Below are 21,747 nucleotides of genomic sequence, written 5' to 3'. Positions count from 1 at the left end.
GGAGAATGGGTTATCTGCTACTGATGGTATTTACTTTTTTAGAGGCTTCCCGGGCTTTTCCTTCCTTAAGCCATTGAGGAACTACCTGTTCTAAGAAGGTTTGTTTGGCGGCTTTTTCTTTAGGGATATCTAAACCAATGTAGGTTTGCAGGGCACTTTTACTTGAGAAATCAGGCATAGGCACTGGTTGGTTGTACCCTAAGGAGGCCAAAACTCGGCTTAGCTCAATGCGCGTTTCCTGGATGATTTCGGTGGCGGAGGTAACAATTCTGGAAGTTTCCAAAGGAGCGTGAAATGCCGCACCATGAGAAGCGACAGAATAATCCCATCTCCATTGGGCATGACGGATTCCCTTTTGTATTGGTGCCAATTGGGCTTCAGAAGCTCCCAATTCTATAGCTTTGGCAGCCTCGATATGGGCCATGGCGATCAATCGCTGAAGTTTAGTGGTTCCTTCTTTGATTTTTCGCTGTCTTTCATAGACATCTGTCACGAGGTCTTCCACTTTTTCCCGATGGCAGACAAAACAGGAATTTTCCACGTTGGACAAAGGAGATCCGATGTGATGGTTGGTAAATTTTTGTCCACCTTCAGTCTGGTAAGGCATATGACAATCTGCACAACTTACCCCTCTTTTTGCATGAACTCCCATTTCGAACACTTCGTAATCAGGATGTTGAGCCTTAAGCATGGGAGTTTTACTCAGTGGATGAACCCAATCTGCAAATTCAATGGCATCATAATACCCTTCCATTTCTTCGACTGACATTCCATCTTTCCAGGGGAAGGTAAGGTATTGGGCATTTTCCAATCCCGGCTTTTTCTTATCGAAATAATATTCCACATGGCATTGGGCACAGACCAAAGACCTCATTTCTTGATGGGAGGCTTGGTTGATATCTTTTCCCATCGCTTCAAAGGCCTCAACCAAAGCCGGCCGTGTAATGGTCAACTTCATGGTTTTCGGATTGTGGCAATCTGCACAGCCAATGGGGTTTATGATCTGAGATCCGAAATCAGACCATTTTTGGCTATAGTAATTTGCCACCCCGATTTCACTCATCAGTCTAGGGACATCGGTACTTTTACAAGTCCAGCAAGTGGAGGGCATGGGGCCTTCTCCAGCTTTCATGGGTGCGCCGGTTCGAAGGGTTTTATTGATATCTTCCACCGCCCAGGCATGTCCCTTTGGAGCATTGTAATCTTTGCTAAATCCATATCCCGCCCAAAGAACCACTAGCTCCGGATCTGAGTCCAGCATGTCTTTATGACCCGAAGTCCCATACATGCTATGGAAAGTAGTGTCCCTAGTTTTCATGTAGGATTGGTATTGACGGGGATAATTCAATCCCCATACAGAATCACGGGGCTCCAGCCCTTCCAGTTCAACTTTGGGCTGGTAAGCATATTTAGCTTCGGATTTCCGTTCAAAAATATTGACTGCCAAAAGGCCAAGTAAAAAGGCGGCAGCGGCGGTTACAAGGAAAAGGATCCAGTTTTTCATAATTACTTGGGGTTGGATTGCTGGGTATTCATGGACTCTTTGAGCCACTTTGGTACGATAGAAAGATCTGGTGAAGCGTATTCTTTGATAGGTTCTATTTGCGCTCCGACCGCTGAGAGGCTTCTTACTCTCCCATGAGGGATATCCCGATGGCATTCCCAGCAGGTTCTATCTGTTCTATTGGCAGTATGGTCTTGGACAAAGGCCTCCATTTTTGCATCGGTCACTTGATCTTGGTGGCAACGGACGCAATTGGCCTGAATGACTTCTATGGATGGTTGTCTAGCTCTGATGACCTGAGGTTCTGCACGCATCGTAAAGACCGAGGCATGGTACAAGCCGTCTTTGGCTTTGAAAAAATATTTATTTGCCACATTGTTATGGGGGACATGGCAATCATTACAACTGGCCACTTCCCGGTGGGAGCTATGAGTCCAGGTAATGTATTGGGGCTGCATGATGTGGCAGTTCACGCAAGCCTGAGGATCATCCGATAAATAAGAAGAAGCATTGGAGAAATCCAACAGGAAGATGCCCAAGCCAAAAATGATGGCAACTACAAAAGTGGCCGCTGGTCTCCATTTTTTTGGGGGGACAAGACTTTTCTCAAAAAGAAACCGCTTAAGTTTTTGGGGAAGTGCCACAATCTAAAGGTTTGTGACCAAAAGTAACCCATAAGCATTTGAGTAAACATGACGAATGTCAGTCGATAGAAAAAAAATTAGCATTTATTGATTAGCCAAAATTTCAACTTATTCTCATTTATCCATTAAAAATTAGCCTGAAGTTAGTCCCTCTTCCAAGCTCGGAACGAACTTGAATATTCCCTTTGTGCCTACGAATAATCTGTTTGGAAAGGGATAAGCCGATTACAGAACCTTTTTTTTGGTGGTGTAAAAAGGAATAGAAAGGCAATTTTAAATTTCAAAAAATAATTGAACATATCCCGTTCTAATACATCTTCTCCTAATAGGAGTAGGCTAAAGCCATATTTCTTTTCATGGCAATAAATTTAAATTAATTCCAATTGTCAATTCTCCTGAATGAGAAAGCTTAAAGCCATAAGAAATAAGCGTGTTTTCAATTTCCGTTCGGCAGAAAAACTCGTCATGGATTTCCATAGCTATCACCTTGACATTATTCAGCCAACTTAATTCTGTTTCCTTACCAAAAACAGACACTTCTCCGCCTTCAATATCAATTTTTAAAAAATCTATTTCATCTAATTCAAATTGCGACTTCAGGGAAGGAATAGAAGTAACTTCAAACAGCGCATTGCTGGCATCGGAAGTTTCCACTAATCTAAAAGCTAAGTCAAGCCCTGCTTCAAAATCCCCTGCTGCACTCAAATGTGTTTTTTTACCCCAAAGTCCCAAATTCAAAGTAGTAATATCCTTAAAACCTGTTTCCCTGATGTTTCGCTGAAGCCTTTCGAAAGTAGCTTTTGAAGGTTCCAAACAGATGATCTTTGCATCAGGAAAATGAGATTTCATGAAAATAGTTGTGAATCCCACATTTGCGCCAGCATCAATCATGGTCCGTAAGGGGAGATGATTTTTTTTAAAAAAATCTACCACTCCTCCATATTCTTTATCCATGATTACCTGCTTGAAGGCAATCATATCAGCCGAATTTTTTAAAAGGGTGATGGTAAGAGGATGGTTGTTGATAGAATAATTGAAGGTCACCGAGTCCGACTTTTTGGTCAGTGAGATTCCCTCTGCGTAAAGTTCGTCAAACAAGGTATGCGAATGCCTCAATCCTATGGGCACCTGTCCCAGCAATTTTCTTCCTATAGAATACTTGATCAATTGGTAAATTTCTTTTGGAGAGTAGATAGCGAGTTTTGATAAATTCATTAGAAGAGTTATGGGTGGTCATTCAATATAAACCCGAATTTGATAAAACTACAAACTCAATTTGGCTTTATCGGCAAGGTAAACTACTTGGAGAAAATTAGAGCTTCTAATTCTGAAAAAAATTGGAGCAGGTCTAAATGGGATTTAGGTTTTATATCTAGCCATTAAAAATCAATTTAAAGGTAGTCCCTTCACCCAGTGTGGAGCGGACCTGAATATTTCCCTTGTGCCGGCGCATAATTTGCTTGGAGAGAGACAGCCCGATTCCCGAGCCTTTCTTTTTGGTGGTGAAGAAAGGAATGAAGATTTTGCTTAAGGCTTCTTCTTCGATGCCTTTTCCGGTATCGCAGACTTCCAAAATGATCTTTCCGGCCTCATCGATATAGGCTTTGAGGGTAATGGTTTTTTCCTCGGCATCCTCCAGCGCTTGAATGGCATTTTGGAGCAGGTTGATCAGGACTTGCTCAATCTGATTTTGATCTCCAAAGAGTATCAGTTCCTTTGGATTGAGTTCCTTCTTTAGCGTGATTCCTTGAGCTTCGAGCTGGTTTTGGAGGAGGATTTCCAACTGGTCGAAAAGCTTGGAAATCCCGATACTTCCAAACTTTGGGGGAGGAATATGGGCCAGGCTCCGGAAATCCGAAACGAAACTGATCAATCCCTCACTTCGCTTTTCGATGGTGCTGATGCCCATCATGCAGTCTTCCATATCGGCAGGAAGTAGAGGCTCATCGTGGTCGATTTTGTATTCCAGTTCGCCCTTCAGCGTACCCGCAAGGGAGGAGATCGGAGCGATGGAGTTCATGATCTCGTGGGTAAGAATCTTGACAAGATTTTGCCAAGCTTCCATTTCCTTTTCTTCGAGTTCGGATTGGATGTTTTGGAGAGAAACCAGTTTGAATCGTTCTCCTCTCATCAGGAGCTCAATGACATACACAGAGAGCTGCATGATCCCGTCGGGATGGGCTATTTTGATTAGCTCACTGCCGCCAGTTCGGAGGTTTTGGATGGCTAGGTGCAGTTCTTTGTTGACCCCCTCGATCTCTGAGATGTTTTTGAGTTCGTCGACCTGCAGGATTCGCTTGGCTGCTACGTTGAGAATTTGGATGTCCCCATTTTCCCCAAAAGTGATCAAACCAATACTCAGGTGCTTGAATACTGAGCGGAAATACTGGTAGTTGGCCTCCTTTTCGGCCTGATCTTCCTTGAGCTTGGCCAGGATGGCGTTAAACTCTATATGAAGATCGTCGGTTTCGGTCCCGTCAAATTTGACAGGATAGAGTTGAGAATATTTGTCCTGCTTGATATTGTCCAGAAAAACCCGGACTTTTTTGAAAGAGCTCTCGGAATACCTGAGCAAAAAAATCAACTGAAAGACCACGAGAATCAGGAATAGGGAAATCATAAAGACTCCCCAGTCATCGATGATGCCATAAGCCAAAAGAAACAAGGAGGCCGCCATCAAGGCAATTCTTCCCAATAACCCAACTCTATAATCCATATTTTTCCAGTCTTCTGTAAAGAGAAGCGCGGGTTAGCCCGAGCTCTTTAGCGGCCTTGGAGATATTTCCTCCGTTTTTGTCAATAGCTTTTTGAATGGTGGTTCGCTCCATGTCGTCGAGATTGAGCGTGTTCACGAGCGGTGCTTTTTCAGAGGCAGGTTTGGCAGAAAGGAAAAAGAAATCCCGGCTGTCCAGTTGCTCACCTTCGGCCATGATGATGGCCCGCTCGATGGCATGCTGCAGTTCCCGGATATTTCCCGGCCAAGTGTAGCGCTGCAGGAGCTCCATTGCAGATGGAGTGAAGCCGCTGAAATTCTTACGATATTTCTGCCCGTATTGCTTTAGGAAGTGATTGGCCAAAGTTGGGATGTCGTCCTGTCTTTCTCGGAGGGGAGGAAGGAAAATCTCCACAGTATTGATTCGATAGAGCAAATCCTGACGGAAAGTATGATCCTGTACCATCTCATGTACTGGCATATTGGTTGCACAGATCAGTCGGATATCTACCGGGATGGCCTTGTTAGTTCCAATTCGGGTGACTTCTCTTTTTTGTAATACCGTCAGCAATTTGGATTGGAGAGGCATGGAGAGGTTTCCGATTTCGTCCAGAAAAAGGGTCCCTTTGTCGGCAATTTCAAAACGGCCTGCACGATCGTCTTTGGCATCGGTAAAGGCTCCACGCTTGTGTCCAAAAAGCTCCGACTCGAAGAGTGTCTCCGTGATCGCACCCATATCTACGCCCACGAAAATCTCATCTTTTCTCAATGAGCGCTCATGGATGTCCCGGGCAATCAGTTCCTTTCCGGTTCCATTTTCCCCGAGGATTAGCACATTGGCATCGGTTTGGGCTACCTTGTCAATGATGGAAAAGATATTTTTCATGGAGGCCGAACTCCCGATAATGTCCGTGTAGGGCTTTTTCAGATCGGTCTGCAGTTGTTTTTGCTTGGATTGGAGCTTGTCTACCTCATTGTAGCTTTCTTTAAGTTTTACTGCCGCATGAAGAGTGGCGATAAGCTTTTCATTTTGCCAAGGCTTCAGGATAAAGTCCGTAGCTCCTTCCTTTAGAGCCTGAACAGCCATTTCCACATCTCCAAAAGCAGTAATCAGGATAACGACAGCTTTGGGATCGATCTCCTTGATCTGATTTAACCAATAGAAACCTTCTTTACCCGAAGTGGTATCTTCCCGGAAATTCATGTCCAGCAGGATCACATCAAAGTTGTTGTTGCTGATCAAAAAAGGAATCCGTCTGGGGTCTTTTTCCATCACCACTTCCTTGGCATGCTTCTTTAGAAGCATTTTTGCTGCAAAGAGTAGGTCTTCATTGTCGTCTATGATCAGGATTTTGCCGAGTGTCTGATTTTCCATGGTTACTTATTTGGGATTAGTCTTGGGAAAATGGTGCCAAGTGCATTTATGGACAATTTAGGCTTATTTCCTAGATATAGTGTCCGAAAGTGTACGGATTTATACTGTTTCCGTACACTTTTGTCCGGTTGGGTGTCCGGTTTTTTAGCCTTACCTTTGTAACTCACTAAAATTAAAACACATGCAAGCAAAGAAAGGCGATGCTGTAAAAGTGCATTATACTGGAAGACTCGATGACGGAAGTGTATTTGACAGCTCGGTGTCCAGAGAACCCCTTGGATTTACCTTGGGAGATGGCAATATGATCAAAGGATTTGATGCAGCAGTCTATGGGATGCTGATTGGAGATAAAAAAACTGTAACCATTCCTGCTGCCGAGGCTTACGGAGAGCGCAGAGACGATATGATGATCGATGTGCCAGTAAGTCAGGTTCCACCGAATATCACTCCTGAAATCGGACTTCAGCTAGTCCTGCAGGGTGGAGGCGGTCAGCCTATGCCCGTGACTGTGGTGGATGTGACTGAGGAAAAAATCACCTTGGATGCGAACCACGAATTGGCGGGCAAAGATTTGATTTTCGATATTGAGCTTGTAGCGATTAACTGATCGCTGAGAACATATGCAACAAAGCCACAGGTCCTGCCTGTGGCTTTTTTTATATGATTTTGAGACCTTCTGGAAGTGGATAGATTTCTATCCGGTCTTCTTTGACAAAAGTGATGATTTCCTGACCGATCTGAAGGTATTGTACATCTTTTGTAGGCAGCACACCCACATCAAAAATGGCCTTCAATCCCAAAGAATACATTTTAAGCTTGTTTCCTTCCACCCAAAATAGATTTTCCCGATAAAAGCAGAGCCTTTGGTCGATCCTCAGATTCACTTTTTGAAGAAAATTCCCCTGATTGTCAAAAATGTAAATCCCTGACTCAGGGACATTCATGAAGAGTCGGTTTTTGAATTCTCTGATCTCGGAGACAGTAAGATTTTCCAATTCCAATATCAAATTGAGCGGCTGGGATTGGATGATCTGATTTTGTAGGTAATTGAGGCTTTTTAGGGACAAATCGGATTCATCCCAAGCCCAGATGATGTTGTTATTGCCCAAGGTTGCAGCTTTTGGCAAATTTATACCGGTAGAAAAAAACTGTCTATTGCTGAGCTCATTCAGGAATCGATCCATAATTCGGTATTCCTGAAGGTCGGCCGAAAAGGTGAAAATATTGACTGTCCATGAAGCTTCCAACTGATGTAATCTTCCTTGATTTACCGGGGAGTAGAGATTGAGTTGTTTTCCGTTTTTGTCAAAAAGATAAACGTCTCCCGAGGTATTGCTGGCAAATATCTGGTCCCGTGTATCCAAAGAGACTAAATCAAGGTATTCTAAAGGGATTTCGGCAGATGGGTTGGTAAAAAGGGGGGCTTTCGGACTGGGGTCTGAAAGAAGGTTTGAAAAAACAGAAATCAGAATCAAAAGGAAGGAATTCATTCTTCAAAGTGTTTCAGACGGGGCTCGGATTCGGAGAGCTCTAGGAAAGTGTACTGACTTACCCACTCTCCTAAGTTAAAATAGGTGGAATTGTCCGAAACTTCTAATTCCAAGGGTAGATGTCGATGGCCAAAAATATAGAGATCATGATGGGTTTTGGCCTCCAAATCTTTGCAATACGCCCAAAGCCACTCGTCCTCTCCAAGGAAATGGTTCTCGTTTTTTTCGATATTGGTAATTCTGCTGTGTCCAGACCAGGCTTTGGCCAGACGAATCCCCAGGTCAGGATGAAGCCAGCGAAACAACCACTGAGCCACTGGATTGGTGAAGACTTTTTTAAGCAACTTGTAAGTATGGTCTCCAGGTCCTAAACCATCTCCATGACCGACAAGGATTTTCTTTCCATCGACCAAAAGCTCTATGGGATGGGCATAGACAGGTATTCCCAGTTCTTGTGTAAAATAATCCTTCATCCAAAGGTCATGATTGCCTGTAAAAAAGAGAATTGGAATGCCTTCTTCACGTAGTTGGGTGATTTTTGAAATAAAAGGAATGAACCCTTTGGGAATGACCTCACGGTATTCAAACCAAAAATCGAAGATATCTCCGACTAAGAAAATTGCCGCAGCATCCCTTCGGATGCTTTCCAGCCATCGGATGATTTTTGCTTCTCTTGCCCTGCTTGTTTCCCGGTCAGGAGCACCCAAATGAAAATCCGAAGCGAAATAGATTTTCTTGCCTCTTAGATGAAAGTTCAGGGGTTGGGATTGCATGCGCTAAAGATACTAGGGGAGGGCAAAATTAAAAAAGCCCCGAAAAAATCCGGGGCTTTGGGATCAGTTGATCTGATTGTCTGGATTAGGTTCAGGTATGGGTTGGGAAGTAAGTGGATCCGAGCTTTCTTCTTTTCCTTCTTCTTCTTTGCTGACTAATTCCGGGCCTTTTGGAGCTTCCTTTTTGTTTGTATAAGCCTGATAAGTGGTCTCCTTGGCAAAAGGACGCTTACCGATCAGTTTCTCCAAATCAGACTGGAAGAGGATTTCCTTCTCCAAAAGCTCATTGGCTAAAGTCTCCAATTCATTTCTGTGCTCCTTGAGCAAATCCAAGGTACGCTCGTAGGCAAATTGAATCAATTTACTTACTTCCTGGTCGATCATTTCCGCAGTAGCTTCAGAGTACGGCTTGGTCATCTTGTACCCATCGCTTTTGCTGTCGTAGAAGGAGATATTGCCTAGCTTTTCGTTCATTCCGTACACGGAAACAATGCTGTAAGCCATTTTGGTAATTCTTTCCAAGTCACTTAAGGCTCCTGTGGAAATCTTTCCAAAAACGATCTCCTCCGCTGCTCGGCCGCCCAAAGTCATGCACATCTCATCGATGAGCTGCTCTGTTTGGTACAGGAACTGTTCTTTGGGAAGATACTGGGCATAGCCCAAAGCTGCTACCCCCCGGGGAACGATAGATACCTTCACCAATGGGTCGGCATGCTCCAAAAACCATCCTGCCACAGCATGTCCTGCTTCATGATAGGCCACGATCTTCTTTTCTTCAGGAGAAATGATCTTGTTTTTCTTCTCCAAACCTCCAATTACCCGGTCTACGGCATCTTGGAAGTCCTGCATGTCTACAGCAGATTTATTTCTTCGGGCTGCGATAAGTGCTGCCTCATTACATACGTTAGCAATTTCTGCTCCGGCAAATCCGGGGGTTTGTGCGGCCAGCTTTTTGGCATCCACATCGTCGGAGATTTTGATTGGCTTCAGATGAACCTTGAAAATAGCCTCTCTGCCTACGATATCCGGCTTGTCGATGGAGATCTGTCGGTCAAATCGTCCCGGTCTCAGCAATGCGCTGTCCAATACATCCGGTCTGTTGGTGGCAGCAAGTACAATTACACCTGAATCGGTTCCGAAACCGTCCATTTCTACCAAAAGGGAGTTGAGCGTATTTTCTCGTTCGTCGTTGGAGCCTGGCATTTGACCTTTTCCTCTAGATCGGCCGATAGCATCTATCTCATCGATGAAGATAATACAAGGGGCTTTCTCTTTTGCTTGCTTGAAGAGGTCGCGGACACGGGCAGCGCCCACACCCACGAACATTTCCACGAAATCAGAACCCGAAAGGGTAAAGAATGGTACTCCTGCTTCCCCTGCCACGGCCTTTGCGAGCAAGGTTTTACCGGTACCCGGAGGGCCTACTAGGAGAGCGCCTTTCGGGATTTTACCTCCCAGCTTGGTGAATTTGGATGGATTTTTAAGGAATTCTACTATTTCCTGAATTTCCTCCTTGGCCTCATCCAGACCTGCCACATTATCAAAGGTGATTTTGACTTTATTCTCAGCATCGAATAGCTGAGCACGGGATTTTCCTACGTTGAATATTTGTCCTCCGGGACCAGATGGGCCAGCCATTCTTCTCATCATAAACCAGAAGAAGACAAACAAAAGGATCAAGAATCCAAAACTGCTGAACCAATTGGTCCAGTTTTCCTCTACTTTGACCTCAAAAGGAATTCTTTGGTCTTCAGGTACACGTTCTTGAAGTTTCTCGAAGTCTTCTTGGAACTTGTCCGGTGTGGTTACATTTAGAGAATAATGCGGTCCGGAAGGATTAAAGAAGGTAGAATTACTCTCTAATTCAGTTTTGTATTTGGCATTCTGAAGGGCAGAAGGATTCAGAGTCACGTCGACACGATTCATATTTCGGACGATTACTACCTTGGACACATCACCCGCTAGATACATGTCCTCAAATCTTTTCTGCGTTATATCTATAACTACACCTCTCTGCTGAATCCATGTCAGTCCCAGCAATACCAAAACTGCAGCAATAATCAGATAGAGCTGAAAATTTGGCTTTTGGGGAGGTTTAGGTACAAAATTTTTATTCTTATTGGTTTCGCTCATCGCTTTTTTCGGTAATTCTATAAACTTATGCTAAAACGGATTAACCATTTGAAAGTTCATCCGGATTTTAATTTATGCGGGTGGTTTTGGCATCACCCCAAAGCTCCTCTAGTCCGTAAAACTCGCGTTTATCCTTGAGAAAGATGTGGGCCACTACATTAACATAATCCATCAATACCCATTGACCGTTGGATCTGCCTTCGATTTTCCAAGCTGGTGATTCACCTGCTTTGTGTACTTGCTCTTCTATGGATTGGGAGATGGCATCCACTTGAGTGTCTGAGTTTCCTGAGCAAATCACAAAAAAATCGGTCACTGTATTTTTGATGTTTCTTAGATCCATCACCAAAATATCAGAGGCTTTTTTCTCCTCCATACCTTTGATGATAACCTTGCTCAGCCCTTCTGCTGTCATATAATTCATTTAATTTTGAACCGGCTTCTAACTTCTATCCTTTAGCCGAACCGAAAATTAATGTATAAAATTCTTGCCAACACCATTTTTCTGGGGAAAGATGTCCTTTTCCTGCCAGAGTGTCACTCGACCAATGACACTGCCATGCAGTTAGTCAGGTCAGGCAAAGCTCAAGAAGGGACTGTGGTAATCTGTTCGCATCAGAGTAAAGGAAAGGGGCAAAGAGGAAATGTTTGGGAAGTGGAGCCGGGAAAGAACCTTACATTTACCTTGGTATTAAGGCCTGATTTTCTGGATGTTTCTCAGCAGTTTTTGCTCAATATGTTCGTTTCCAATGCTATACAAAGAGTGCTGCAGGATTACATTCCTGACCTCCAGATAAAATGGCCCAATGACCTGGTGGCGCCGAAAAGAGGGAAGTTGGGTGGAATCTTGATTGAAAATATTTTGGGACAAAAAGGCTGGGAATATGCGCTCGTAGGAATAGGGATAAATATCAATCAAGTCAAATTCCTCTCGAATAAGGCCTGCTCTTTGTCTTCCCTGACGGGCAGTGAATATGATCTTGAGGAACTGTTCAAACTCCTTATGGCCCAACTTGAGCAAGGATACATTGCCCTCAAAAAGGGAAAGCACAAGGAAATCAAAGAAAAGTATCTCAGTCATTTGTTTCGTTTGGGTGAGTGGGCTTACTTTTTTATCAGGTCAAATCGGATAAAGGCCAAAATTGATGGGATCAGTCAGGAGGGTAAATTGGTCGTGGAGTATGAAAATGGAGACTTCGAAGAGTTTGATTTGAAAGAAATCCAGTTTGCTGACTATTGATTGGGTTTTTGTTTGCCGAATTTATGAGGTAACTTTGCCGGCTGAAAAAGTTTTTAACTGTTAATATTCAATACGATGTCAGAAATCAAATCTGAGAAATTCATCCAGTACAAAGTGAAGGACATTTCCTTGGCGGAGTGGGGAAGAAAAGAAATCAAATTGGCCGAAGCAGAGATGCCGGGCCTTATGGCTTTGAGAGAGGAATTTGGTCCATCCCAGCCATTAAAAGGGGCCAGAATCGCAGGATGTCTTCACATGACGATCCAGACTGCGGTTTTGATCGAAACATTGGTGGCTTTGGGTGCAGAGGTGACTTGGTCTTCATGTAACATATTTTCCACACAAGACCATGCGGCAGCAGCGATAGCGGCAGCGGGCATTCAGGTGTACGCATGGAAGGGCCAAACCGCAGAAGAATTTGACTGGTGTATAGAGCAGACTTTGTTTTTCGGAGAGGAAAAACAGCCCTTGAATATGATTTTGGATGACGGAGGAGACCTGACCAATATGGTTTTGGATCAATATCCCGAGTTGGTTGCCGGAATCAGAGGTTTGTCTGAAGAGACTACGACCGGAGTTCACAGACTGTATGAGCGAATGAAAAATGGTACGCTTCCAATGCCAGCCATCAACGTGAACGACTCCGTGACCAAATCCAAGTTTGACAATAAGTATGGTTGTAAAGAATCTTTGGTAGATGCTATCCGTAGAGCTACTGACGTGATGATGGCAGGTAAAGTAGCAGTCGTGGCAGGATATGGAGACGTAGGAAAAGGTTCAGCGGCTTCTTTGAGAGGAGCTGGCGCACGAGTGATTGTGACTGAAATCGACCCAATCTGTGCGCTTCAGGCTGCGATGGATGGCTTTGCTGTGAAAAAGATGGCTGATGCCGTGAAAGAAGCTGATATAGTAGTGACTGCAACGGGAAACAAGGACATCATCACCGGAGAGCATTTCAAAGCGATGAAGGACAAGGCCATCGTTTGTAATATCGGCCACTTTGATAATGAGATCGATATGGCTTGGCTGAACAAAAACTATGGCAAGACCAAGAATGTCATCAAGCCTCAAGTAGACTTGTATGATCTCGACGGAAAAGAAATCATTGTTTTGGCTGAAGGGAGATTGGTTAATCTGGGTTGTGCCACCGGTCACCCATCCTTTGTGATGTCCAATTCCTTCACCAATCAGACTTTGGCTCAGTTGGAGTTATGGAAAAATCACGAGAACTATCAGCCGGGAGTCTATGTGCTTCCAAAGCACTTGGACGAGAAAGTAGCGGCACTTCACCTGGCCAAGTTGGGCGTAGAACTGGACACGCTTTCTGAAGATCAGGCTCAGTATATCGGCGTGGAAGTAAAAGGTCCCTTCAAGCCGGAGTACTACAGATACTAATCAGAAGTATTCTCACTATTAAAACCCGGAGTTATCCGGGTTTTTTTCTTTTTAAGCCTTTGCAAGCTGGGAAAAAGAATCATGGATAATCAAGGATTCAAAATCAAATTTCTCCCATCAGGAAGCAGTGCATTGACTATAGGCTCGCACTGACCCTCACTGGAAAAGTTAAATCGGTAAGTTAATTCTCTGCCTTGCCCACGCTCAACAGTCCAGGTTTCCTCCCCTTCAAAAGGTAGAATCCATCCTTCACTGTAGCAATTGATGTAAACCTCTTTTGCTTTAGTCAGGGTTTGGCTGAATTTTCTACCTGCCGGATTGGTCCCTTCGATCTTGCCTACGAAGCTGATTGCAAAAGGTCTGAATGAAAAGCGGGATACAAAATAAGTGTTGGTGCCATTGGCCACGAAAGAGAGACCCGTATCCCTATTAAATCTTAGATTTTCAAATTTTTCTTGATTTTGACTGGTTGTAAGGGCTTTAAACTCTCGCTTACCTTTGATTTCGGTATTTTCAAAATGATAATCAATGTACTCCATCCACCAAGTGCCGATTTGAGTATTGGATTGAGAAAAGTCCAATCTTATTTTACCTTTTCGCTTGAGGGTTTTTTCCTGGGTACAGGAATCTACCGCATCATAATCCAAAGTAACAATGCGCAAAGTCTGATCTATTTCAATTTTTGGGCAGCCCGGTAAAGATTGACTTTGTGTTCTAAAATAGTCAGGATAGGAAAAATTCCCCAGATATCCGCCTTCATTGATTGCAGTTGAAAAATCGAAAAATTGATCTGCCTCCATCGAAAGATCGGTAGTGATATCCCTGCTGATTTCTTCATTGCAAGAGAAAAGAAGACTCAGAATTAAGAAATAAATAAACAGCTTTTTCATATTCAAATCCGAAGACTGAACTTCTTTCAATTACCGCGCCCGATTCCTATCTTGGCTGAAACTAATCTTACCAAACTGATGAACTTTAATCAAGGAATGCTAAAAGCCGATGCTCTCAAAGATAAAAACATCCTGATTACCGGAGGAGGAACCGGCTTGGGAAAATCCATGGGAGAGTATTTTTTGGAGTTGGGAGCCAATTTGGTGATCACTTCCCGGAAACTGGATGTCCTTCAAGATACCGCCAAAGAAATGATGGAAAAGAAGGGAGGCCGTGTGATTCCTGTTGCCTGCGATGTAAGAGATATTCAGCAGGTGGAGAAGATGTGGGCTAAAGCCAAATCAGAACTGGGGCAAATTCATGTGGTGCTTAATAATGCCGCGGGCAACTTCATCAGTCCTACTGAGCGACTTTCCGTAAATGCCTTCAATACAGTTTTGGATATCGTTTTGAAAGGTACTTCGCAAGTTACTCTGACTGCAGGCAAGGATTGGATAGCCCAAAAACAGCCCGGAGTTTTTCTTAACATAGTCACTACATATGCTTGGACAGGTTCGGCCTATGTTGTACCATCGGCTGCCGCAAAAGCAGGAGTATTGGCCATGACTCGTTCCTTAGCGGTAGAATGGGCCAAGTACGGTATCCGTTCCAATGCAATCGCTCCTGGACCATTTCCTACTGAGGGAGCCTGGAGTAGGCTCCTACCGGGAGACTTGGTGAAGAAGTTTGATCCTGCTAAAAAAGTCCCCGTCGGAAGAGTGGGTGAGCATCAGGAATTGGCCAATTTAGCCGCTTATTTGGTTTCTGATTTCTCTTCATTTGTCAACGGAGAAGTGATGACTATTGATGGTGGTGAATGGCTTAAAGGGGCAGGAGAATTCAATAATCTGGATCAAATACCCGAGGCTATGTGGGATATGCTGGAGGCATCAAGGGGAAAAAAGCAGTAAGCCCCAAAGTGATTTGGGGCTATTTGAAGGCAAAATGGAAAATCAGGAATCTTTAGCCTTTTCCCTGTATTCCTCTTTCCCAACTTTGGTTTTGCTGGACAGATTCTTTGATGCTCTTTTTCAGGGAATTGTCCAGCATTTTTGTTTCTGTTTTGATGATGTTGAGTAGCTTTTGGGTTTCTTCAGAATGACTCTCTGTCTCGATTATCTCCAAAATTCCCATGATATTTGCTACTCTGGCTCTTAGGGAATGGGATTGCTGAAATGCCAGATCGCGCAAAAAATAATGATGTTCTCGGAGCCAGATTTCCTGTTTTTTCTTTTCAGTTATGTCAATCAAAAGTCCTTGAAGCAACTTTGGAAAGCCATCTGAAGTCCAGTGTGTGGTTTTGCCGAAAGCAATCACCCAAGTGACTTGATGATTTTTTGAAACCAGTCTGAATTCTGATCGAAATGGAAGGTTTCCTTTTGTCTTTAAATGACCGCGAAGTTGTTTGGAGACCTTATTCAAGTCATCCGTGTGAATATGATTTTGCCAGGATAGATTTGTTTTTGAGTGGATTTCCTCACCGCCATATCCCAAAATTTGGGCAAGACCTGGACTGATTTGCTCTTTTTCATTTCCAAGGTCAAACTTCCAGAATCCTAACACCTTATTCTCAAGAAGACTGTCTACCAGTTCATTATTTCCAAAATTGCCATCTATAAATTCACCAAGGCCCAGGCTGTAGGGCTTGAGTGGATCTACAGGATGACCAATCCCAAGGCAAGTCCCAAAATCCTCCGAAATGAAAAAAAACTCCCATTTTGTCAAGGTGGTAGTTTCTTCTGGGTGATTGATTTTGTGAAGTTCAATGAAAAATGATTGGTGGCTGCTTTTCCAGGCCTTTAACCTCTGGTTTTCAAATTTTGACCATTCGGAGGAAATGAAACAATCCGCAAAATAAATTGGCTTTTCTTTATAATCGAATAAACTGGGTACAGGGCCTATCCCGGAGTCAGAGGATAAAACCCGGCCAGATTTATCCAAAGTCACCTGCAAAAAATATTCGGAGGTGATGGCCAGCTGGCTAAGGACTTGGATGGATTCCCAACTATTCATTGAGCAAAGATAAATAATTAGTAAATTTAAATAAACAAAAAGCAAAAATAATTATTCAAACTGCATAAAAATACATCTAAAATGGAAAGCACTTCACTTCAATTGAATCGTTCGATTTTTGGAAATCAGGTTAATCAAGGTAAAATCCTAAGCATAGAAGATGCAATGAGCTTACTGGATGATTGGGTCAAAAATGAAAAACTTAAGGTTCATATGAAGCAGGTTGCACATTTGATGAAGTCTTATGCCCAATCCAAAGGATATAACGAATCCATTCAATACAAGTGGTATTTAGCCGGCTTGCTTCATGATGCAGATTGGGACCAATGGCCTGATCAACATTGCCGTAAAATCATTGAAGAATTGGAAGCTAGGGAGATTGACCCTGAGATCATTAGGGCTATCGCCTCTCATGGTCCCAGATATTTTGGAGTAGAGCCAATTACCGAGATGGATAAAATGCTCTATGCTTTTGACGAGTTGAGTGGATTTATCCATGCTTACTCCCTGATGAGACCCGAAGGATATTTGGGCATGGAAATAAAAGGAGTGAAAAAGCGACTTAAGGATAAAACTTTTGCTGCACAGGTAAGCCGAGAAGATATCAAAGATTCCGCTGAACGGGCAAATATCTCCCAAGAGGAGTTAATTCAACTTGTAATTGATAATCAGCTAAATGCAGATCTTTCATAAAAAAAAAGAGGCTGTCTCATAAATCATTTCGTTGTCAGCCTGAGCGGAGTCGAAGGCCATTTCCAGCTTTTCGGACTACATTTCGACTTCGCTCAATGTGACAAACTTCACTTTTGAGACAGCCTCTTTTTTAATCTTGCTCGATTTCATTAAGTGGTCTGAAATTGCCTGGAGGAAGCTGTTCGGCCACCTCATCTTTTTCGAAGGGGAAGACTTCTACTATCGGACTTTCTGTAATATCAGGAACTCTAAAGCTTACCAGCATATTGCTTAAGCTTTCCTGGATTCGATCATAGGCCTGTTTTACATCCTCTGCCGTGACTATCATGAATTGGGTTACTTTTTTCTCCTTTCCTGAATCTGCATCAGCGATAAGATAGGTGATTTTGCACTTGTGCCAGATATCCGCATCCTCATAGTAAAAAACATCTACGATATTGCTTTTGCTGATGCCCGTAACTTGAAAATCACCGCGAATTTGAGATCCTAAGCGATCGTATAGAATTGCTTCTGCCTCTGTAAATGAGACTGCATCAACCAAGTATTGCTCGGAAATGCTTTTCAATAAGCCTTCCTCATTTTCCTTTGCGTATTTTACTTTGCACAAAAACCAAATTCTCATTTTTCCACCTTTTAATTCTTTGCCGAAAGTACTTTTTCTAGCTGAAAGCAGCCAGATATTTCTCTGAGAATCTTTTTGATTTTTTAGCGGATAAGTCTAATTCATTGGAAACCAAAATAATACTACTTGATTTTTTGAGCTCCTTCCGAAGGCTCGATTGAAGTAAAAAAACTATAACTTATGTGCACGAAAAATGCCATGCGACAAAAGTTAATCTTAAGTTTCCCAGTTCAGCTCCTCCTTCTTCATCTTAGGAAAAACCTTGGTCTACTCCTGATTTGGGTTGTTTTATCCGGGGTTATTCTCGAACAGTTTGGAGTGGTATTGGGGATTCCATTTCTTTTTTTAGATCCAGAGTATTTGCATGAGGTTTCCTGGATCAGTTTTTTCTTGATGGGGGTCGGATTGGCTATTCTTACCATGGCCTATCACATGACTACTTACATCATGGATGGTAGTCTTTTCCGGTTTCTGGCGATTGTGCCCAAACCATTTATCACCTATTGTTTCAACAACTCCATTATTCCTCTTCTTTTTTACTTCCTCTACACCATCAAGTTTATCACGTTTCAGCTGGACAATGACCTTCCTTCCGATTGGTATGTTTTACACTATTATCTGGGTTTTGCTGCGGGGAGTATTGTGACCTATTTTATTATTTTTGGGTATTCGGCATTGACCAATAAAGATTTTTTCATCCTTTTTGCCGGCTCAGTGAATAAAAGACTTCGAAAAGTAAAACTCACCCGAGCCAGTACGCTAAGCAGAATAAAAGAGCTTAAAGACAAAAGAGAACGGGTGGAGGTTTATCTTGATTATAAACTTAGAATCCGTGAGGTTAGGCCAGATATTGCTCGATTTGAAAAAGTGCAATTACTGAGAGTTTTCGATCAAAATCATCTCAATCTTCTTAGTATTCAACTGTTTCTGATTTTGTTCGTCCTCTTTTTAGGCTTATTTAAGGAGCAGGAATTCCTTATGTTTCCCGCGGCCATGAGTTCGCTTTTGCTTTTGTCCATCTTGATTATGCTGGTGGGAGCACTTAGTTTCTGGCTGCGAGGTTATTCTACAATCACTGTCGTAATCTTGCTGTTTTTTGCTAATTACTTTTCCAATTTATCCCTTTTTAATCGGCCTCACGAAGCGTTTGGCTTGGATTATTCACAAGCTCCTGCAGCCTATACTGTGGAAAGGTTGGATGACCTGCTCCATCCGGACACATTGACAAAGGATAAGCAGAATATTATTCAAATTTTGAACAATTGGAAAGAACGAGTGGGGAAGGATTCCTTACCCAAAATGGTGATTACCGCCGCGAGTGGAGGAGGGCAAAGAGCAAGTCTTTGGACTTTTCATGTCCTTCAGACCATTCATGAATCCACCCAAGGGAAAGCCACGCGACATACCAAGCTCTACACAGGAGCCTCAGGAGGGGTGATTGGTGAAGCTTTCTTCCGGGAGTTGTATTTAAGGTCTCTGTCAGATTCCTCGGTCCTGCTCTCCGATCCAAAGTACCTGGATCAAATCTCTGCCGATAATCTCAACCCAATTATTTTCACACTCTTAGTCAATGATCTATTGATACGGAATCAGAAATTCAGCTATCAGGGATTTAGCTATCTCAAGGATCGAGGTTATGCATTTGAAAAGCAACTCAATGACAATACTCGGGGAGTTTTGGACAAACCGCTCAAAGCCTACAAGAAACCAGAAATGGAAGGAGAGATTCCGCTTTTGCCAGTCACTTCATTGATTACTAATGATGGAAGAAAATTGGTGATTTCCCCGCATTCCATGTCTTTTTTGGGAAGTTCCGTACTAGGCAAAACCATCCCGGGAGAGAAAAAGCAGTCTATTGATTTTCTTCGTTTTTTTGAAAATCATCAGCCTCAAAACCTCCGGTTTCTGACAGCTCTCAGAATGAGCGCGACTTTCCCCTTTATCACGCCTAATATTCAACTGCCTTCCAGTCCTCAAATGGAAACCATGGATACCGGCCTTTCAGACAATTTTGGGATTCAGGATGCCTTGCGATTCATGTATGTATTTAGGGAGTGGATAAGTAATAATACCTCAGGCGTCATATTGATTACAATCAGAGATTCTGAAAAAACCACACAAATCCCCGAGACTGAGCTCCCACGGATTTTTCAAAAAGTTTTTAATCCTCTCAAAAACATCTATGCTAATTGGGACAATGTGCAGACCATCCAAAATGAAGTTTTGTTCAACTACATGTTGGAGTCCATGCCATTTGTTTTGGAGCGGGTGGAGTTTGAATATGCTCCCGAAAAAGTTCAGGCTGCAGAACTTACAGGAAGTCAGGAAACGATGCAAAGAGCCTCACTCAACTGGAGATTGACAGCCAGAGAAAAGAAATCAATTCTGATGAGTATCAATACCCAAAAGAATCAGGCAGCACTTCAAAGACTGGTGGAAATCTTTGAAAAAGAGGAATGATCCCGGGTATTTAATAGGATAATGACCTTGTCCTGAGGTGCATGGATTCAATAGCCGATTCCTATCTTCTTGTATATAAAATGCATCAGCCAAGCAGGTCCGATCATCAAAAACTGGACATCCTTGAAAAAGGAAGGTTTCTTGCCTTCTATTTTATGTCCAACAAACTGGACGACCCATGCAATAGCGAATATTGCCAAGCTGATCAACCAAAGATATCCGGGGAAGGAGATGTCTAGAAAATTGGCCAATGCCAAACAAAGAGCGGAAAAGAACAACATGCCCAAAGAAAGTGGTACAGAAAGGGAGATGTAATAGATCATCACCAGTAAAAGAGCGACGGTGGCCCAATTGGCAAAATTTCCCAGAAAAGACAAAGCCGACGGGAGGAAACCGGCAGGGATGCTGAAAATCAATCCTACAACGCTGAAAAATATTGCCGGCACGCAGACCCAATGAATCAATTTATTGGTTGGGTTTTGGTGGCTCTCCCCGTATTCTTCGAGTAGCAAGTCGATCTTTCTCATGGCTTTTTGGGTTTCTTCGATTAAGTTGGGTCAAATTAATCAACTGGAAGAAAAAATTAAATCAAACCGATTGAAAATGATCAGTTATTGGGAGCAAAAAAACTTTTTGAATCATGATTTGATTGTTGTCGGTTCGGGCTTTACCGGACTTTCTACTGCAATTCATTTCAAGAAGAAAAACCCCAAAGCCAAGGTTTTGGTCTTGGAAAAGGAGATTTTTCCCACAGGAGCAAGTACGAAAAATGCCGGATTTGCTTGCTTTGGCAGCTTAACGGAGCTCTTGGATGATTTGCAGACTCTTTCTGAGGAGGAGGTTTTAGGGTTGGTGAAAAGGAGATATCGAGGATTGGAGGAGATCCGGAAGGTTTTTGGAGACAAAACCTTGGAGTATAAAGCAAATCACGGATTTGAAATTTTGGATGAAAAGTCAGAAGAGGCATTAAATGACCTGGAAAAAGTAAATCGCCTCCTCAAGACCATTTTCAAAAAAGATGTTTTTTCTCAGGTAAAAAGAACGAAAAAACTTGGGTTTTCTTCCTCAGTTAAGGCGGTGGTTGAAAATAGATTCGAAGGGGAATTGGATCCCGGCAAATACCTTGGTGCACTCTGGAAAATGGCCTCGGAAATGGGGGTGAAAATCCTCACCGGAGTGGCGGTGATTGAAGTACAAAAGGATACCGGACTGGTTTTGGCAGAAAATCTGGACAGATCGAGAATTTTTGAATTTCAAGCTCAAAAAGTCGGGATTTGTACCAATGCATTTACCAAAAAACTCTGGCCTGAATCTGAAATTAACCCGGGTAGGGGATTGATTCTATTGAGCCAACCTATAGATGGAAAAATCCCATGGAAAGGGGCCTACCATATGGATAGGGGTTACGTTTATTTCCGTCAAATCGACGGTCGGCTTCTGCTGGGAGGGGCCAGAAATTTGGATTTTGAAGGAGAAACATCCACAGAATTTAAAGTTAACCCAAAGATTAAAAGTCACCTGGATGCCCTCGCCAAAACGGTCATTCTTCCGGGGAAAACCTTTTCTTGGGAGATGGAATGGACTGGTATTATGGCATTTGGCTCCAAAAAAATTCCTCTGATCCAAAAAGTAGGAGATCGATTGGGAGCAGCTGTCCGATTAGGTGGTATGGGGGTAGCCATTGGCTGGCAGGTAGGAAAAGAGCTTTCGGAGCTTCTTTCGGGCAGGTAATTGATTTTTTTTATTTAGATTGAACCTCAAT

Annotated in this window: 20 protein-coding genes and 1 pseudogene; 7 read left to right on the top strand and 14 right to left on the bottom strand. The window is 43.0% G+C overall.

All coding sequences use genetic code 11. From position 1 onward, the window contains the following. Positions 1–10 precede the first annotated feature (10 nt). The 6 genes and pseudogenes from nrfA to AAA942_RS08115 all read right to left on the bottom strand — a co-directional run bounded on the left by nrfA (position 11) and on the right by AAA942_RS08115 (position 6,236). Positions 11–1,504, bottom strand: a complete 1,494-nt coding sequence (gene nrfA, locus AAA942_RS08140; RefSeq protein ID WP_338219742.1) for an ammonia-forming cytochrome c nitrite reductase — start codon at positions 1,502–1,504, stop codon at positions 11–13. 2 nt (positions 1,505–1,506) lie between these two features. Then, entirely contained in the window at positions 1,507–2,148 is a 642-nt protein-coding gene (gene nrfH / locus AAA942_RS08135) for a cytochrome c nitrite reductase small subunit (RefSeq protein ID WP_338219741.1), read from the bottom strand. Between the two features lie 118 nt (positions 2,149–2,266). Continuing rightward, positions 2,267–2,409: pseudogene (locus tag AAA942_RS08130) on the bottom strand (ATP-binding protein); the annotation flags it as partial. A 93-nt stretch (positions 2,410–2,502) separates the two neighbouring features. Then, the gene (locus tag AAA942_RS08125; RefSeq protein WP_338219740.1) at positions 2,503–3,246 is read right to left on the bottom strand and encodes an FkbM family methyltransferase; all 744 of its coding nucleotides are present in this window, start codon (positions 3,244–3,246) and stop codon (positions 2,503–2,505) included. 274 nt (positions 3,247–3,520) lie between these two features. Further along, positions 3,521–4,864, bottom strand: a complete 1,344-nt coding sequence (locus AAA942_RS08120) for a sensor histidine kinase (RefSeq protein WP_338219739.1) — start codon at positions 4,862–4,864, stop codon at positions 3,521–3,523. Then, entirely contained in the window at positions 4,854–6,236 is a 1,383-nt protein-coding gene (locus tag AAA942_RS08115) for a sigma-54-dependent transcriptional regulator (protein WP_338219738.1), read from the bottom strand. Before AAA942_RS08115 ends, AAA942_RS08120 begins: the two co-directional genes overlap by 11 nt. 181 nt (positions 6,237–6,417) lie before the next feature. On the opposite strand from AAA942_RS08115, the gene AAA942_RS08110 reads away from it, so the two are divergent. Then, entirely contained in the window at positions 6,418–6,843 is a 426-nt protein-coding gene (locus AAA942_RS08110; protein WP_338219737.1) for an FKBP-type peptidyl-prolyl cis-trans isomerase, read from the top strand. Positions 6,844–6,892: 49 nt separating this feature from the next. Here AAA942_RS08110 and AAA942_RS08105 read toward each other — a convergent pair whose 3' ends face one another. The 4 genes from AAA942_RS08105 to rsfS all read right to left on the bottom strand — a co-directional run bounded on the left by AAA942_RS08105 (position 6,893) and on the right by rsfS (position 11,047). Beyond that, positions 6,893–7,726, bottom strand: coding sequence for a hypothetical protein (locus AAA942_RS08105; RefSeq protein WP_338219736.1), 834 nt, complete (start codon positions 7,724–7,726; stop codon positions 6,893–6,895). Further along, positions 7,723–8,499 carry a UDP-2,3-diacylglucosamine diphosphatase gene (locus AAA942_RS08100; RefSeq protein ID WP_338219735.1) on the bottom strand — a complete coding sequence of 259 codons (777 nt, stop codon included), beginning with the start codon at positions 8,497–8,499 and terminating at the stop codon, positions 7,723–7,725. Before AAA942_RS08100 ends, AAA942_RS08105 begins: the two co-directional genes overlap by 4 nt. A gap of 63 nt (positions 8,500–8,562) precedes the next feature. After that, the gene (ftsH, locus tag AAA942_RS08095; protein ID WP_338219733.1) at positions 8,563–10,632 is read right to left on the bottom strand and encodes an ATP-dependent zinc metalloprotease FtsH; all 2,070 of its coding nucleotides are present in this window, start codon (positions 10,630–10,632) and stop codon (positions 8,563–8,565) included. Positions 10,633–10,699: 67 nt separating this feature from the next. Further along, complete coding sequence (rsfS, locus tag AAA942_RS08090) at positions 10,700–11,047, bottom strand: ribosome silencing factor (protein WP_338220034.1); 348 nt, start codon at positions 11,045–11,047, stop codon at positions 10,700–10,702. 60 nt (positions 11,048–11,107) lie between these two features. On the opposite strand from rsfS, the gene AAA942_RS08085 reads away from it, so the two are divergent. Together AAA942_RS08085 and ahcY are read left to right on the top strand one after the other, a co-directional pair. Beyond that, positions 11,108–11,872 carry a biotin--[acetyl-CoA-carboxylase] ligase gene (locus AAA942_RS08085; RefSeq protein WP_338219731.1) on the top strand — a complete coding sequence of 255 codons (765 nt, stop codon included), beginning with the start codon at positions 11,108–11,110 and terminating at the stop codon, positions 11,870–11,872. A gap of 75 nt (positions 11,873–11,947) precedes the next feature. Beyond that, a complete protein-coding gene (gene ahcY / locus AAA942_RS08080; protein WP_338219729.1) occupies positions 11,948–13,267 on the top strand; it encodes an adenosylhomocysteinase in 1,320 nt (439 codons plus the stop codon). Between the two features lie 89 nt (positions 13,268–13,356). Here ahcY and AAA942_RS08075 read toward each other — a convergent pair whose 3' ends face one another. Then, on the bottom strand, positions 13,357–14,157 hold the full coding sequence (locus AAA942_RS08075) for a hypothetical protein (RefSeq protein WP_338219728.1): 801 nt from the start codon (positions 14,155–14,157) through the stop codon (positions 13,357–13,359). A gap of 78 nt (positions 14,158–14,235) precedes the next feature. Between AAA942_RS08075 and AAA942_RS08070 the strand changes: the two genes are divergently transcribed. Beyond that, positions 14,236–15,108, top strand: coding sequence for an SDR family oxidoreductase (locus AAA942_RS08070; RefSeq protein WP_338219727.1), 873 nt, complete (start codon positions 14,236–14,238; stop codon positions 15,106–15,108). A gap of 52 nt (positions 15,109–15,160) precedes the next feature. Here AAA942_RS08070 and AAA942_RS08065 read toward each other — a convergent pair whose 3' ends face one another. Next, the gene (locus tag AAA942_RS08065; RefSeq protein WP_338219726.1) at positions 15,161–16,210 is read right to left on the bottom strand and encodes a PAS domain-containing protein; all 1,050 of its coding nucleotides are present in this window, start codon (positions 16,208–16,210) and stop codon (positions 15,161–15,163) included. A gap of 81 nt (positions 16,211–16,291) precedes the next feature. Between AAA942_RS08065 and AAA942_RS08060 the strand changes: the two genes are divergently transcribed. Then, positions 16,292–16,903, top strand: a complete 612-nt coding sequence (locus AAA942_RS08060; RefSeq protein WP_338219725.1) for an HD domain-containing protein — start codon at positions 16,292–16,294, stop codon at positions 16,901–16,903. A gap of 130 nt (positions 16,904–17,033) precedes the next feature. Here the strand turns inward: AAA942_RS08060 and AAA942_RS08055 are convergent, their stop codons facing one another. Beyond that, entirely contained in the window at positions 17,034–17,525 is a 492-nt protein-coding gene (locus tag AAA942_RS08055) for a DUF4494 domain-containing protein (protein WP_338219724.1), read from the bottom strand. A 180-nt stretch (positions 17,526–17,705) separates the two neighbouring features. On the opposite strand from AAA942_RS08055, the gene AAA942_RS08050 reads away from it, so the two are divergent. Further along, positions 17,706–19,985 carry a patatin-like phospholipase family protein gene (locus AAA942_RS08050; RefSeq protein ID WP_338219723.1) on the top strand — a complete coding sequence of 760 codons (2,280 nt, stop codon included), beginning with the start codon at positions 17,706–17,708 and terminating at the stop codon, positions 19,983–19,985. A 47-nt stretch (positions 19,986–20,032) separates the two neighbouring features. On the opposite strand, the gene AAA942_RS08045 is transcribed toward AAA942_RS08050, so the two are convergent. Continuing rightward, positions 20,033–20,512 (bottom strand): Mpo1 family 2-hydroxy fatty acid dioxygenase, encoded by a 480-nt coding sequence (locus AAA942_RS08045; RefSeq protein WP_338219722.1) that lies wholly within the window; start codon positions 20,510–20,512, stop codon positions 20,033–20,035. A 76-nt stretch (positions 20,513–20,588) separates the two neighbouring features. Here AAA942_RS08045 and AAA942_RS08040 point away from each other — a divergent pair, with 76 nt between their 5' ends. After that, positions 20,589–21,716: an NAD(P)/FAD-dependent oxidoreductase gene (locus AAA942_RS08040; RefSeq protein ID WP_338219721.1), complete on the top strand. Its 1,128-nt coding sequence runs from the start codon at positions 20,589–20,591 to the stop codon at positions 21,714–21,716. Positions 21,717–21,747 lie beyond the last annotated feature (31 nt).

It is taken from the genome of Algoriphagus sp. oki45 (genome assembly GCF_036245605.1).
Classification (GTDB): domain Bacteria; phylum Bacteroidota; class Bacteroidia; order Cytophagales; family Cyclobacteriaceae; genus Algoriphagus.
The sequence above is the reverse complement of the archived record's forward strand: the minus strand, read 5'-3'. Positions and strand labels throughout refer to the sequence as shown.

Bases quoted from the DNA above. Each gene is read 5' to 3' on its own strand.
- nrfA (WP_338219742.1), bottom strand. From the start codon at position 1,504: ATGAAAAACTGGATCCTTTTCCTTGTAACCGCCGCTGCCGCCTTTTTA.
- AAA942_RS08120 (WP_338219739.1), bottom strand. From the start codon at position 4,864: ATGGATTATAGAGTTGGGTTATTGGGAAGAATTGCCTTGATGGCGGCC.
- AAA942_RS08115 (WP_338219738.1), bottom strand. From the start codon at position 6,236: ATGGAAAATCAGACACTCGGCAAAATCCTGATCATAGACGACAATGAA.
- AAA942_RS08110 (WP_338219737.1), top strand. From the start codon at position 6,418: ATGCAAGCAAAGAAAGGCGATGCTGTAAAAGTGCATTATACTGGAAGA.
- AAA942_RS08105 (WP_338219736.1), bottom strand. From the start codon at position 7,726: ATGAATTCCTTCCTTTTGATTCTGATTTCTGTTTTTTCAAACCTTCTT.
- AAA942_RS08100 (WP_338219735.1), bottom strand. From the start codon at position 8,499: ATGCAATCCCAACCCCTGAACTTTCATCTAAGAGGCAAGAAAATCTAT.
- ftsH (WP_338219733.1), bottom strand. From the start codon at position 10,632: ATGAGCGAAACCAATAAGAATAAAAATTTTGTACCTAAACCTCCCCAA.
- rsfS (WP_338220034.1), bottom strand. From the start codon at position 11,047: ATGACAGCAGAAGGGCTGAGCAAGGTTATCATCAAAGGTATGGAGGAG.
- AAA942_RS08085 (WP_338219731.1), top strand. From the start codon at position 11,108: ATGTATAAAATTCTTGCCAACACCATTTTTCTGGGGAAAGATGTCCTT.
- ahcY (WP_338219729.1), top strand. From the start codon at position 11,948: ATGTCAGAAATCAAATCTGAGAAATTCATCCAGTACAAAGTGAAGGAC.
- AAA942_RS08075 (WP_338219728.1), bottom strand. From the start codon at position 14,157: ATGAAAAAGCTGTTTATTTATTTCTTAATTCTGAGTCTTCTTTTCTCT.
- AAA942_RS08070 (WP_338219727.1), top strand. From the start codon at position 14,236: ATGAACTTTAATCAAGGAATGCTAAAAGCCGATGCTCTCAAAGATAAA.
- AAA942_RS08065 (WP_338219726.1), bottom strand. From the start codon at position 16,210: ATGAATAGTTGGGAATCCATCCAAGTCCTTAGCCAGCTGGCCATCACC.
- AAA942_RS08060 (WP_338219725.1), top strand. From the start codon at position 16,292: ATGGAAAGCACTTCACTTCAATTGAATCGTTCGATTTTTGGAAATCAG.
- AAA942_RS08055 (WP_338219724.1), bottom strand. From the start codon at position 17,525: ATGAGAATTTGGTTTTTGTGCAAAGTAAAATACGCAAAGGAAAATGAG.
- AAA942_RS08050 (WP_338219723.1), top strand. From the start codon at position 17,706: ATGTGCACGAAAAATGCCATGCGACAAAAGTTAATCTTAAGTTTCCCA.
- AAA942_RS08045 (WP_338219722.1), bottom strand. From the start codon at position 20,512: ATGAGAAAGATCGACTTGCTACTCGAAGAATACGGGGAGAGCCACCAA.
- AAA942_RS08040 (WP_338219721.1), top strand. From the start codon at position 20,589: ATGATCAGTTATTGGGAGCAAAAAAACTTTTTGAATCATGATTTGATT.